Annotated in this window: 12 protein-coding genes; 2 read left to right on the forward strand and 10 right to left on the reverse strand. The window is 56.7% G+C overall.

The features are described 5' to 3' along the window. Positions 1 to 246: 246 nt before the first annotated feature. The 4 genes from ACZ9XP_RS17575 to ACZ9XP_RS17590 all read right to left on the reverse strand — a co-directional run bounded on the left by ACZ9XP_RS17575 (position 247) and on the right by ACZ9XP_RS17590 (position 5,100). Positions 247 to 1,203, reverse strand: coding sequence for a DUF932 domain-containing protein (locus ACZ9XP_RS17575; protein ID WP_465188915.1), 957 nt, complete (start codon positions 1,201 to 1,203; stop codon positions 247 to 249). A 159-nt stretch (positions 1,204 to 1,362) separates the two neighbouring features. Continuing rightward, a complete protein-coding gene (locus ACZ9XP_RS17580; protein ID WP_465188916.1) occupies positions 1,363 to 2,562 on the reverse strand; it encodes a M20 aminoacylase family protein in 1,200 nt (399 codons plus the stop codon). Next, on the reverse strand, positions 2,555 to 3,805 hold the full coding sequence (locus ACZ9XP_RS17585; protein ID WP_465188917.1) for a diaminopropionate ammonia-lyase: 1,251 nt from the start codon (positions 3,803 to 3,805) through the stop codon (positions 2,555 to 2,557). The genes ACZ9XP_RS17580 and ACZ9XP_RS17585 overlap by 8 nt, the downstream gene beginning before the upstream one ends. A gap of 38 nt (positions 3,806 to 3,843) precedes the next feature. Next, the gene (locus tag ACZ9XP_RS17590) at positions 3,844 to 5,100 is read right to left on the reverse strand and encodes an allantoate amidohydrolase (RefSeq protein WP_465188918.1); all 1,257 of its coding nucleotides are present in this window, start codon (positions 5,098 to 5,100) and stop codon (positions 3,844 to 3,846) included. A gap of 142 nt (positions 5,101 to 5,242) precedes the next feature. On the opposite strand from ACZ9XP_RS17590, the gene ACZ9XP_RS17595 reads away from it, so the two are divergent. After that, a complete protein-coding gene (locus ACZ9XP_RS17595; protein WP_465188919.1) occupies positions 5,243 to 5,707 on the forward strand; it encodes an Lrp/AsnC family transcriptional regulator in 465 nt (154 codons plus the stop codon). Positions 5,708 to 5,922: 215 nt separating this feature from the next. Here ACZ9XP_RS17595 and ACZ9XP_RS17600 read toward each other — a convergent pair whose 3' ends face one another. From ACZ9XP_RS17600 to ACZ9XP_RS17620, 5 genes are all read right to left on the reverse strand, one after another. Next, the gene (locus tag ACZ9XP_RS17600; protein WP_465188920.1) at positions 5,923 to 6,786 is read right to left on the reverse strand and encodes a DMT family transporter; all 864 of its coding nucleotides are present in this window, start codon (positions 6,784 to 6,786) and stop codon (positions 5,923 to 5,925) included. A gap of 127 nt (positions 6,787 to 6,913) precedes the next feature. After that, positions 6,914 to 8,410 carry an aldehyde dehydrogenase gene (locus tag ACZ9XP_RS17605; RefSeq protein ID WP_465188921.1) on the reverse strand — a complete coding sequence of 499 codons (1,497 nt, stop codon included), beginning with the start codon at positions 8,408 to 8,410 and terminating at the stop codon, positions 6,914 to 6,916. Then, complete coding sequence (locus ACZ9XP_RS17610) at positions 8,410 to 9,318, reverse strand: dihydrodipicolinate synthase family protein (protein WP_465188922.1); 909 nt, start codon at positions 9,316 to 9,318, stop codon at positions 8,410 to 8,412. Before ACZ9XP_RS17610 ends, ACZ9XP_RS17605 begins: the two co-directional genes overlap by 1 nt. Before the next feature lie 87 nt (positions 9,319 to 9,405). Beyond that, positions 9,406 to 10,773, reverse strand: a complete 1,368-nt coding sequence (locus ACZ9XP_RS17615; RefSeq protein ID WP_465188923.1) for an MFS transporter — start codon at positions 10,771 to 10,773, stop codon at positions 9,406 to 9,408. A 27-nt stretch (positions 10,774 to 10,800) separates the two neighbouring features. Then, complete coding sequence (locus ACZ9XP_RS17620) at positions 10,801 to 12,120, reverse strand: NAD(P)/FAD-dependent oxidoreductase (RefSeq protein WP_465188924.1); 1,320 nt, start codon at positions 12,118 to 12,120, stop codon at positions 10,801 to 10,803. Positions 12,121 to 12,272: 152 nt separating this feature from the next. Between ACZ9XP_RS17620 and ACZ9XP_RS17625 the strand changes: the two genes are divergently transcribed. Beyond that, positions 12,273 to 13,241, forward strand: a complete 969-nt coding sequence (locus ACZ9XP_RS17625) for a LysR substrate-binding domain-containing protein (RefSeq protein WP_465188925.1) — start codon at positions 12,273 to 12,275, stop codon at positions 13,239 to 13,241. Between the two features lie 318 nt (positions 13,242 to 13,559). Here ACZ9XP_RS17625 and ACZ9XP_RS17630 read toward each other — a convergent pair. Beyond that, positions 13,560 to 13,954, reverse strand: a 395-nt coding sequence (locus tag ACZ9XP_RS17630) for a methyl-accepting chemotaxis protein (RefSeq protein WP_465188926.1), incomplete at its 5' end; no start/stop codon positions are given.

Consider the following 13,954-nt stretch of genomic DNA (forward strand, 5'->3'; position numbering starts at 1 on the left):
CGTTGAAATCGCGGATGGCGAGCAACAAGGCGGCTTGCTGCTCATCGGGCAGGGTTTGAAAGCCGGCAGTGAGCAGCACCTGGCCACCGACAAACTGGGTACGCAGGGCGTCGTTCAGTTGCTGGATGCGCAGGGTTTTAGGAAAGACAGCGAGATGGGACATGGCAAGCTCCTTAGCCGCCACCACGCCCGCACGCGCGAGCGCAGCAGACAGATGGGGTAAAGAGAGATCAGAACGGGGTGTGCTCAGTCCAGCAGCACCAGGGCTTTATCCAGCGCCTTTTGCTTGAGTTGGGCACCTTGGCCAAACCAGGCCGAATCCAGACGGTAGTCTTGATTACGCGCACGGCGGCGATGATCGACGTATTCGGTAACCGCATTCACCAGCCCCCAGGCGGTGCCACGGGTACCGGTCAACATCGAACCCATGCCAGCACCGCTATACAGCATGGTGAGCTGCTGCATGGCTCGTGATAAGGCCGGGTCTTCCTGCTGCGGTAACAGTGGCTCGTCCAGCACCTCGGCAAAGAAAGCCCTGGCTTCTTCTGGTGACACCGTGCGTTTGCTGAGTTGGCGGATATTGGCCATAAACGCCTCCCAGCCAGACAAACCAATACCGAGTGCGTCTTTGACCGAACGCGGGTCAAACACCGTAGAGTGCGGCACCTTGACCGCCCCCTGGCTGTCCCCTACTGCGATCTGCAGCGTGTTATTGCACACCACGCGTACCGAGGTGAACTGTGCCGTGGTGCACAGCGTGCCATCGCAGCTGGTAGCCAACAGCAAATAGGCTTTCACCTTATCGCCACTGCGCACCAGTGTTTCTTGCCCGGTTCTGGCCAAGGCCCACAACTTTTTACCACCCTTCAGCACCCCTGCCGTTTCCAGCTCGAAGCCACCTGCATGTACCAGGTCGTTGTAGAAATGCAGAACTTCGTGCGGCTGAACCACTTTGTAGCGCGGCGATACCACGGATAGCGGCGCCAGCGTATCCGAACGGTATAATACTTTGGCATCACGATGCATACGGATATGCATGCCGTCCTGCGAGACATTGAACAGCACATCGCTTTGCTCGATGGTCCAGTTCATACCAGCTTCGTGCAGCCAGACATCAATCGGCTGTTGTTCGGTCAACTGGTTACCCAGGCCATGCCAAGGGGTAGCACCAACATACGCCATGGTTTCAACAAGATGCGACATATAACCTCCTGTGGTTTGAACTCATAGAAGGTATATGTGCTTGAAATTGCTTAAGAACGGGTATTGCTAGGCTTCAACACAATAGGACTGATTGTGAAGATGAATAAAGCCTGATGGCTCTGTCTGCAGGCCTCAGGCTTGGACGTGAAGCTACTGTAGTTACTGTCGGCTGAATTGTTCAGCGCGTCCCGGACCGGTCTGAGGTAATGCTAACTTGGCCAGAGCGGCAAAATAGCGGGCACCCGTAGTCAAAATACCATCATTGAAGTCATAGCCTGAATTGTGCAGCGGCGTGGCTCCTGCCTCACTAGCAGAGCCATTCCCAATAAACACAAAGTTGCCAGGCACATGCTGCAAAAAAGCCCCAAAGTCCTCGGAAATCATCATGGGCGTCACATTGTCGTCCACCTGCAGACTGACCGTCTTCGCCGCAGCCACCGCCAACGCCACGTACTCGGGTGAGTTCACGGTCGGCGCGAATTCATGGGTGTAGCTGAATTCACAACGGGCACCGTGGGCATGGCAAATTCCCTCAGCTAACATCCGCATCCGATCAGCGAGTAGTGTCTGTATTGCCGGGCTGTAACTGCGCGTATCACCTTTGATGACAACCTCGGATGGAATCACGTTGCGCAAACCGTCGGTGACGAACTCTGTGCAGGACACCACGGCCGACTGACTGGGATCGACGTTGCGCGATACGACCGTCTGTAGTGCCAATACAATTTCTGCACCGATAACCAGTGGGTCAACACCCATATGTGGCCGTGCCGCATGCGTGCCGCGACCGCAGATGCGAATAACAAAATTATCTTCGCTGGCCATAATGCCGCCTGCTCGGGTAGCGAAGCTGCCAGCAGACATACCTGGCATATTGTGTGCGCCAAAGATTGCGTCGACGGGAAAACGTTCAAACAACCCATCACGCATCATCGCTTTGGCACCACAACCATGCTCCTCTGCTGGCTGGAAGATAAAGCGGACAGTTCCGTTAAAGTTACGGCTTTCACTCAAGAGTTTGGCAGCCCCCAGCACCATGGCCATATGACCATCATGACCGCACGCATGCATTTTGCCTGCGGTGCAGGAAGCATAAGTTCGCGCAGGTGCGTTCTCTTGGATGTGTAGCGCGTCCATGTCCGCACGTAGACCGATGACCCCCTCTCCGTCACCACAGCGAAGATTGGCGACGATCCCGGTGCCGCCAATGCCTGTATGCACTTCCAGCCCCATTTCTCTAAGCCTCTCAGCCACAAAAGCAGCTGTATCTACTTCCTCGAAGCCAGTTTCAGGGTACTGGTGCAAATGATGGCGCCAAGCCGTCAACTGCCCTAACAGCTGTCGTTCAGACTCAGACATAGCGCTTCCCCTGTTTAGTGTCTTCATGTGCATGGTCAGCTATCCAGCGTGCTAGCCGCAGAGCGACATCATGGGCAGCCTCGCCGACTAGTCTCTCGTACACGCCGGGTGCCGTAGCGCCTTCGGTATTGACGACCAGCACACGTGACTGACTGTTCAAACCGACTGCAGTAAATAAGCCTGGATCGGCTGCCAGTGCCTGTAGACCTGCCAAACCGGCCGCACCAGACTCACCGGAAACAATAGGCACATCCCGTAGCGAACCTGCGGCCAACGTTCTCATGGCATGTATTGCATCGTCATCGCGGATTGTAATAAAGCTATCGATCGCCTGCTCCAGAACTCGCCATGCCAGTGGAGAGGTTTCACCACAAGCAAGACCCGCCATGACTGAATCTACCGAACCGGTAGCACGCGCTGCATGGCCCTGCAGCACACTTTGATACAAGCAGTCTGCCTGCTCTGGCTCTACAACAATAAAGTGTGGGCGGTTGCTACCGTAATACTCCCACAAGTAGCTGGCTAGTCCTGCCGCCATGCCACCAACCCCTCCCTGTAACAGTACATGGGTGAACGGCTTGGACTGGTCTGAGTCAAGTTGCTCAATAATCTCGGCAACAATGGTGCCGTAGCCCTGCATCACATCACGAGGGATCTCTTCATACCCTTCATAAGACGTATCTGAAACCACATGCCAGCCATTTTCTGCGGCCAACTTTGCAGCTTCGGCAACTGACTCATCATAGTTGCCACTGATACGCACAATATGTGCACCATATGCAGCGATGGCGCTCTCTCGCTCCATACTGACTTGCGCATGCAGCACAATGACACACTGACAACCCACCGTTTGGGCGGCAGCAGCTAATGCACGGCCATGATTGCCATCCGTAGCACTGATCACCGTTATATCGCTGACTTGGCCATCATTATCACCAGTTAGCAAGCGTGCAGGATTCAGCGTAGGATCCAATCGTGCCAACAGGCGAATCAATGCCGCAGGTGCACCCAGTGCCTTGAAGCTACCTAGCTCCGAACGGAAGGATTCATCTTTCACTGCTAGTTGCGCCACACCTAATTGCGCTGCCAAATCAGGCAACAGCCAAAGCGGTGTCGGCTGACGACTCAGGCGCTGCCACGGCGCAAGCCAGCGTCGACTTTCGTCGGCAGCACGCATCGATAGAATGGTTTGTAACGCGTCGGGATACGTACCATGGTTAGCATGTGGATTGTGAATGAGCATATGTTGAATCTCCAGGGAAACGGTGGAAGTTAATTTATTCAGGCGGACAAGCGTTTGAGCACAACATCGAGTAACACCTGTGCGCCCTGGAGTAATTGAGCATCGTCGGTATGCTCACGCGGGTTGTGACTGATACCACCATGGCTAGGCACAAAAATCATCGCAGCTGGTGCCATACGGGCAATCATCTGCGCATCATGCCCCGCACCAGAGGTCATCCGTCGACAACTCAGACCACGATTGGCAGCGGCATGCTCGACTTCTGCAACCAAATGCGCTGCAAACTGCACAGGTTGAAAACGGACAAGCTGCTCACTGTGAATACGGACCTGCTCCTGCTGTGCTAGCGTGTCAAGATAATCGCGAAGCGCCAATTCGGCCGCTTGCAGGCGGCTTTCATCAGGGTCACGCAGGTCGATAGTCAGTACAGCTTTGCGTGGAATGACATTGATCAGATCGGGCTCGAAGTGCAGTGAACCTACAGTGGCAAGTGTGCTGCCCGCTTCCTGAGCCAGCTGGCGTACAAAGGTGACAATCGCAGCCGCAGCGCAGCCTGCATCATGGCGCAGGTGCATCGGCGTTGTGCCGGCATGGTTAGCCTTGCCCTGGATAGTCAGTTGCTGCCAAGAGATACCCTGCAGATTGGCTACGGCACCGATCTGCACACCGTCGGCCTCCAGTACGGGGCCTTGTTCGATATGCAGCTCGAGATATTCGTACGGCACGATGCTGCCTATGGCCAGCTGGCCGGCGTAGCCGATGCGCAGCAACTCGTCGCCCAGGCGTGTGCCGTCGGTACCGATAGTGTCTAGCGCTACCTGTAGTGGCAAACCGCCAGCGTGAGCTAGAGAACCCATCATGTCGGGCTGGTAACGGACGCCTTCCTCATTGCTAAAAGCAGCAATTGTGATGGGACGTGGTGGCATTACACCTGCTTGACGAAAAGCACGCACTACCGCCAGACCTGCCAGAACACCGTAGCAACCATCCAAGGCCCCAGCATTCTTCACTGTATCGATATGTGAGCCCATCATCAGGGGGCGAGCATCGAAAGATCCACCAGCCGCCGGCAGTGTGCCAAAGATATTGCCTATTTGGTCTACCTGCACCAGTAGATCCAACTCCTGCATCCAGCGTACCAATTGGTCCCGCCCTGCTTTCTCGGCATCTGTAAATGCAATACGAGTGCGGCCAGCGAACTCGGGCTCAGCACCAATCTCGCCAAGTGCCTGAACCTGGCGAAGTAACGTCTCGCCATCAAGGGACAGTGACTCTATCTGTGGGGTGAAGGGCATATTTTGTCTCCAGAGAGCCAACATAAGCGCTGGCCATGTAGAAATAATATTCCGCAACACATGTGATTTTTTATTGATAATGACACCAGGATCGCAAAAAAATTGCGACTGCTTATCACCATGCTGCGAATGGAATCAAAAGATGAATAACCAACTGGATAATTACGATCTGAAACTGCTGGCAGCAGTCCAGCAAGATGCACGCACACCTCAGAATGAGCTTGGCGAAGCTGTAAATCTTTCGACTGCGGCTGTGAACCGCCGCCTAAAGCGACTAGCAGAAGAAGGCATTATTGAACGCTATGCAGCCGTCATCGCCCCTGATGCGGTGGGATACGGGCTGACAATCATTGCGACAGTAGAAGTGGAGAGTGAACAAATTGATCAGTTGGATGCAACCCGTCGCACATTTACAGCCTGCACGCATGTACAGCAGTGTTACTACACCGCTGGTGAATGGGACTTCGTACTGGTTTTTGTGGTGCAACACATGGAACAGTACAACGAGATGACGCGTTCGCTGTTTTTTGGCAATCCCAATGTGAAACGCTTCAAGACTCTTGTGGCGATGAGCCGTGACAAGGTAGGTTTGACGCTGCCACTATAAGAAAGCCACACCCAGTTCACCAGCACCAAGGCAACCCGGAAATCATGTTGCTCTTGGTTTAAATGGTGACTACTGCTTGTTGTCGATCACTTACTCGCTATGACCAAAACAGCATATTGCCATGCGAGTAGGCATGGCAGCAGGTTTGAGTCAGGCACAGAGCAGATGAAATTGTAGCAACTTGACTGTGCTGATCACTCCATCAGACATGCAGGTCAGTGCGTTTCAGACTTACTCCTAGAAGATAGAACAATGGCGAAGATGATCAGCGCCGCTCCCAGCAACATCCGCAGCGAAGGCTGCTCACCAAAGAGCCACCAGGCACACGCGATGGCGTAGACCGGTTCCAGCGCGATGATCATGCCAGCACTACGGGCATTAAGGCCTTCCAGACTTTTAACAAACAGAAACTGGGACAAGCCGGTACACACGACACCCAACACAGCCAGATACCACCAGTCGATCGGCTGCAAAGCGGGCAAGGTTCCCAATGCAAACGGGGCCATCACCATCGCCACGGTGACGTTCTGCCACAGCGCCACCTGCCCAGCCGGCATGCCACGGGTACCACGGCCATTGGCCATAGCCAGCAGGGCAAAAGACAGGCCCGACGCCAACCCCCACAACAAACCGATAGTGCCGTGATCGCCAAAATCGAACGAGGGCGTCACCAGAATCAGCCCCAACGTCACTAGCGATAGCATGGTACGTTCGCGCAAGCCAATACGTTCCCGGAACCACAGCACATCCAGCACCGCAATGAAAGCAGGAAAGCTGGCAAAACCCAGCGTGGCCACCGCCACCCCGCCAACTTTGATGGCCACAAAAAAAGTGACCCAGTGCGAGGTCAGCAACACGCCGGTCAGCACCAGTACAGCGGCACGGCGGCGATCAACACCTTGCCAGGGTAGCTCGCGGCGCAGCACGGCAAACAAGGCCAGCGATACCACGGCAAACGCGGCACGGCCAAACGTGATGGCTTGCGCATCGGTATGAATCAGCGCCCCGAGGACGCCAGTCAGGCCAAACAGTACGGCAGCGATGTGCGCCACAATCAGCGCGGAGTGGTGGGAAATCATGCAAACAATCTCGGTAAAGAACATCGCGTGGTGGCCCGCCAGTCAATGGGCCACCACGCGACAGGTGAACAAAAGCCAGCCCAGCAGGCATGCCCCCACCAGGCTGACTTGCAAACGTGTCGACCGATCAGGGCTGACTGCTATCGATCCAGATCGTTTTCATCTCGGTGTACTGGTCGTGTGCCCAAACGGATTTGTCACGACCACCAAAACCCGACTCCTTGTAACCGCCGAACGGGGTCGTCACGTCTCCTTCCCCGAAGCAGTTCACAGTCACCACACCGCAGCGGATGGCCCGTGACAGCTTGATGGCATGGTTCAGGTTGCTGGTATACACCGATGCGGCCAACCCGTAGACCGAGTCGTTGGCCAGCGCAATGGCTTCGTCGAGGGTACGGAAAGTGGACACCGCCAGTACTGGCCCGAAGATTTCTTCCCGGAACAGCACGCTGTCCGGCCCCACCCCGTCCAGCACCGTCGGGGCCACATAGACACCATCGGTGGTGGTCGCACCATATACCACCTGCAGACGCTCGGCGGCTGCCTGGTGCAGATACGTACACACCTTGTCGAAATGCGCCTTGCTCACCAGCGCCCCCAAACGGTTGTCCGGGTCCAGCGGGTTACCGGTGGGCCACGACTGCAGGTGCACACCGATGCGTGCCAACAACGCATCTTTGATGCTTTCATGGACAATCAGCCGCGAGGACGCCGAGCAATTCTCGCCCATGTTCCAGAACGCCCCTTGCACCAAGTGTTGGGCCACGGTGTCGATATCGTCGACATCCGGCATGACCACCGCCGGGTTCTTGCCCCCGCACTCCAGTACCACGCGCTTCAGGTTGGACTCTGCCGCGTATTGCAGGAACAGGCGGCCAGTCTCGGTTGAGCCGGTAAAACTCACCATCGTCACATCGGGATGGCGGCCCAGCGGCTCGCCGACTTCGCGGCCGCTGCCGGGCAGCACGTTGAACACCCCGGAAGGCACGCCCGCTTCGTGCGCCAGCTCGGCTACCCGCAACGCCGTCAGCGTGGTTTCCTTGGCCGGTTTCACCACAATCGAGCACCCTGCGGCCAACGAAGGGGCAATTTTCCAGGCCAGCATCAGCAACGGGAAATTCCATGGCAATACCAGGCCGACGACCCCGATTGCCTCCCGTACCACCAGTGCCATGGCACCGTGGCCCACCGGGGCTGTGCTGTCGTAGATTTTGTCGATCAGCTCGGCGTGCCAGCGCAGGGTATGGATGGCTTCCGGCACATCGGTCAGCTGGCACTCACGGATGGGTTTGCCACTATCCAGGCTTTCCATGATGGCCAGATCCACTGCGTTTGCTTCCAGCAAATCGGCAAAGCGCAGCAGGATGGTTTTGCGCTGCGAGGGCGACAGGCCATGCCAGCGGCCATCGTCAAAGGCGGCTTTGGCGCTGGAGACTGCCAGATTGACATCGTCAGCATCGCAAGCCGCAATATTGGCCAGCAAAGCACCGGTGGCCGGGTTAGTCGTGGCGAAGGTACGCCCCGCCAGCGCGGGACGGCATGCGCCATCGATGAAGGCTTGCGTGGGCAAGGCCAACTGGGCCGCGCGCTCGGTATACGCCGCCAAGGTCAGCAAGGCCGCCATTACGCGTTCTCCCCGAGAATAGCCGCCACATCACGCTGGATGGCGTGCACGATTTGTTGCAGCGCCTGCTTCTCGACGTCGTCCAGCCCCTGCAGCGGCGCGCGTACGCCACCGGCACGCAAGCCGGCCAGCTCGCAACCATGCTTGATCGACTGGACAAACTTGCCCCCCTCCAGGAAGTCCATCAGCGGCAGCATGGCCGCCATGATGCGTCGGCCCTGGTCGAAGTCCTTGTGCACCACGCATGCCTCGTACAACGCCACATGCTCGCGCGGGATGAAATTGGAGCCGGCACACACCCAGCTGCGGGCACCCCAGGCAAAGAATTCTAGCGCCTGGTCATCCCAGCCGCACGACACCGCCAGCTGCGGGAAAGACTGCACCAGCATGTGCAACTGGCCTGGCTGGCCAGAGCTTTCCTTGATTGCCACGAAGTTGCGCGATGCGGCCAACACGGTGCGGAAAAAGGTGGGGCCCATCGACACGCTCATGCGGCCAGGGTAGTTGTACAGCATGATGGGCAAGCCGGCGGCACGGTCAACCGCCAGGGCGTGGGCCGCGTTTTCCTGCTCGGTAGGCAGCGCGTACGGCGGTGAGCCCACCAGGATGGCGTCGGCTTCGATGCTGCGCGCTGCGGCAGCGTAGGCCACCGCATCTTCGGTGCGTACCGCACCGGTGCCGATCACCAGCGGCAGGCGGTTACCGATGATGTCCTTGGCCTTGGCCGCCAGCGCCATGCGTTCCTCGGTGCTGTGGGCGTAGTACTCACCGGTGGAGCCCCCGATGATGATGCCGTGTACCTTGGCATCGATCAGGAATTCGAGCACGTCGGCAAATGCGGCATAGTCGATCGAACCATCTGCGGCCAACGGGGTAATGGCCGGGGTGTAGATACCTTCAAATTTCATGGGGAATTCTCCGTCGTAAAAGGGTATGCCGGGGCCGCAGGACCCGCACGGGGCGGTCCTGGGCGGCAGGAAATCAGGGATGTGGAATCAGTGGCCGAGCGATGCGGCCTCTTTCAGGCTAAGAGAGCGGGTTTCCGGCGCCAGCAGCACCGACACCAGCAGGCCTAGCAAAGTGACGGCGGCGGCGGCGTACATGGTGTTGCCGATACCGTAGGCTTGTAGCGAGACAGGTACTAGATACGTACCGATGGCAGCACCGATACGGGAGAGCGATGCGCCGGTACCCACTGCCAGCGAGCGGATTTCGGTCGGGAACAGCTCATTGGGGTACACCAGCTGTAGTACCTGTGCACCACCGATAAAGACTGCGTAGGCACCAAACAGGCCCAGCACCAGCAACTCGGAACTGTGGGCAAACGTCCCCAGCGCCAGCAAAGCCAGGCCGGACCACAGGAAGCTGTGGATCACCATGCTACGGCGGCCAATGACATTGATCAGCTGGGTGGCGATGACGCAGCCCACAACAAACAGCAGGGTGATGAATACCGAGCCAAAGGCGGCCCACTCGTCGTTCAGGTTGAGCGCTTGCAACACCTTGGGAGCAAAGGCGTATACCGCAAAAACCGGGATCACCGAGCAGCTCCAGAACACCGCTACAAACAGCATGCGTTTGCCGTAGCCTGCGCTGAGCAGATCACGAAATGACATCTTGCTGGCAGCACCCTCTTCCGGAATGTTGGCCACAGAAAACGTCTGGCCGTATACCTTCTTGATGATGCGGTCCGCCTCAGCCACACGGCCTTTGCTGAGCAACCAGCGCGGTGATTCCGGCGTACCGATACGCACCAGCATCAATAAGACGCCAATCACTGCCGGGCTGGCCAGCACGTAGCGCCATGCATCCGGGTGGCCTTGCTTCAACACCAGATTACCGATGATGTAAGCCAGCGCCGCGCCGGCAAACCAAAGGATGGTGAGCATGGCCAGACGCGGGCCACGGTACTGGCGCGGCAGAAACTCAACCAGCAAGGCACCCGCTGCCGTGTATTCAAACCCTACGCCGATACCGATCAGGAAACGGCAAATAAACAGCATTTCACCAGAGGTAGCAAAGAACTGAACCAGTGAACTGATAATGAAAATGGCCGGCCCGACAAAATAGAGTCTCTGCCGACCCATTTTACTGGTGAGTGAACCGCCTAAAAATCCCCCGGCAAAAATACCCAGCAAAGCCGAGGATGCGACCATCCCCTGCCAAAAACTGTTCATATTCAGCGCCGCCGCAATTTGCACCATGGCAACACCGATAATACTTAATACATAGCCATCCAGTAACCAGCCACCGCCTGAGCGGATGGTTAATAACTGATGAAAGCCGTTTAGTGGCACATCTTCGATGGATGTTGCATTTCTCATTTTTGTCTCCTGTGTGTTTTCGGCCTTGGTGGCCAACATTGACAACGTCGTGGTTGTTCTTATTGATTAACCTTCCCGGCCAGCACGATATTGCCCCATCATCAAATTGGCATTCACACCAATCGACAAAAAAGGCTGCGGCGGGTTTTTATTGGGGCCGGGCGAGTCCAGCAGAAAATCAATCAGTTCATTACGCTGCCCGGCCAGCCAGTCCGCCAGCAAGGTGCCGGTTACGGTGCCACGGGTTACCCCCAGGCCGTTACAGCACAAGGCACCGTATACATTGGGGGCCAGTTGGCCGAAAAAGCCCTGGTGATTGCGGGATAGCGCCAGCGAGCCGCCCCAGGTGTAGTCGAAGGACACGTCAGGCAGCATCGGAAAACGGCGTTCGAACGAGGCACGGTGGCGCTTGACGAAACGGTCGAGGTATTTCTGCCGGCTGCGGCCATCCGGATTAAAGCTGAAGCTGTTGCGCACCAGCAGCCGGTTATCGTGCGTACGACGCAAGGTGGTGCCGAACGGGTCGGCCGGAATCAGGCCCCAGAAGTCTTTGCCACCCAGCTGCGCCTGCTCCTCGGCTGTCAGCGGGCGGGTGAGGCTGCCATAGGTAAAGATGGGCAGCATGGTGCCCTGCAGAAAACCAAAACGCATGCCGAAGGCGTTATTGGCCAGCACCAGCTTGCGGGCCGTGATCTGGCCGGCCGCGTGATGCAGCACAACCTTGTCGCCATACACCACCTCGGTAATGGGGGTGTTTTCATAGAGGGTGACATTGGACGGCAGGTGGTCGGCCAGCCCTTTGACCAGCGCGGCCGGCTGGATCAACACCGTGCCTGGGGTAAACAGCGCCTTGCGATAAAAGTGGGTTCCGACGTGGGCCGGGATATCAGCCTGTTCGATTACATCGTAAGGCTGCCCCAGTTTGTCTAGACCACGGCGGTAGGCATCCAGCACGGCAATGCCACGATTTTCTACTGCCGCCTGGTATTTACCGGATGCACGAAACTGGCAATCAATCTGGTATTTTTCAACCAGCGCACGCAAGATATTCTGGCCAGTAAGATTCAGCTTCAGGCTGATATTAGCGGTAGCTAGATCGCCGATATAATCTTCTGCCCCAATATCGTGTGGCAAATCAATGGCAAAACCGGCATTACGGCCGGAAGTACCAAAACCCACCTCTTGTGCTTCAATCAGCACAATTTCATCATCCGGAAAATGTACTGCCAATTGCCGGGCGACTGCCAGCCCGGTAAAACCAGCACCAACCACAACCCAGGGGGCATCTTTTTTACCGGCATGTGCGGGGCGGGCCTGACGTGCCGGGCTGAGGTGAAACCAGCCACAACCATTATCATCTGCGGGAAGCGACGTTACTTTAGTCATATCTGCCTCTGTGTTTGTTTTATTGGCTTTGCCAAAACAAATTCACCGTAACCGAATTTGTTTCTGCTATTGTTTTGCCATTCACAGAGTCTAGAGAGCCTGTTAGCCAGGCACAAACGACCTTTACTGCACAGAGTTGATAACCTGACGTTATGAGCAAACCCACTCCACACGACCAGATGCTGCTGCGCATGCCATCGCTGCGGGCCATCAAGTGCTTTGTTGCCGCCGCCCGCTACCAGAGCTTCACCCGCGCCGCAGAGACACTCTGCGTAACGCAAGCCGCCATCAGCCGCCAGATCCGCGAACTGGAAGACGCGCTAGGCACACCACTGTTCCACCGGGTGGGCCGTTCGGTGGAGCTGACCCATGCCGGCACCCTGCTGTTCGACGCAGCGCAGATGTCTTTCATCAATATTGCGCAAGCCACCAGCCGCATCCGGACAGACTTCGGCAACGGTGCCAAGCGCACGCTGACGCTCTGCTGCACCCCCGCATTTGCTGCACTATGGATGCAGCACCATCTGCCGGATTTTTTTGTGCAGCACCCCGACATCGACCTGAATCTGGTGACTACCCAGCAATTCCTGCACCTGGAGCCCGGTACCCAGCCCGACATCTTCATTACCAAGCTGTCGCACGTGCGGGACGGCTATATCAGCAAGCCCTTGTTCCACGACCGCATCTACCCGGTGTGCTCGCCAGCCTATCTGGCAGCCCACCCAGGGGTAGGCACACTGGGCGGCCTGCGTGACAGCAACTTGCTGAACCTGGGGCCGTATGGCCGTGCGCAGGTGGCCGAACACGTGGATTGGCAGGTATGGCTGGGCATGCACCATGTCGATCTGGAAGCGCGCCCCAGAGACTCGGGCAGCTACTTCAACACCAACGATTACAGCCTGCTGATCCAGTTTGCCTTGGCGGGCCATGGCGTCGCGCTGGGGTGGGAGCATCTAGTCAGGCCGCTGCTGGAAGAAGGTCGTCTGGTACGGCCACTAGCAGAGGAAGTTGTGCTTGAGGAAACAAGGCACTATCTGGCTTACAGAGAAAGTCAGCATGAGGATGAATCGGTGGATCTGTTCAAGAACTGGTTCCTCGCACAAAAAGGCATCAACACTTAGGATAATTACGATGGAACAGCCCCAATGACAACAAGCCATTACCGCATGACTTGTGGACACCACAACACAGCGACACGGCGTCCGGCTAAAATAGCTGCTCTAGCAAACGCTTGGATCAATGGCACACAGACCACAGATATGCCTAGGCAGATTTCTAATCAGGATACCTTGAAAGAAGAATCATCCGCATAGCCCAGAGACAACGACCACACACCATCTCCAACGACAAGACAGACACAATCGGCAAACAGCACGGTGCTATATAAAAGCAAAAGCGCACTGCGAACAGTGCGCTTTTGTTGATTCGATAGATAGCGGCTAGCTGGATGTATGCTTGAAGCGATCAACATAACCAACCAAGGTAGTAGCAGTTTGCTTCAGCTGGTTGGCCAGTTGGGCTGCCTCATCCACAATAGCGGCATTGTCCTCTGCCAGTGATGCAATACGGCTGACATTAACAGCTACCTCATTGCTGGCAGCCGACTGCTGCTGCATGGCGGCTGCAGTGTCTTGGCTCTTACTTGCGCTAAGGTCAGCCTCTTGGTGAATACGCCCCAACTCGTCCAGACTGGCCTGCACCAGCTGCAGCCCTTCACTCATCTGACTATGTGCTTGCTGCATTCGGCTGGATGCATCATTCGTACCGGCTGTCATTGTCTCTATCAGACTGGCAATTTCCACGGTCTCCTTCCCAGTGCGCTCCGCTAGCTTGC

The sequence above is a fragment of the Vogesella perlucida genome (assembly GCF_979366545.1).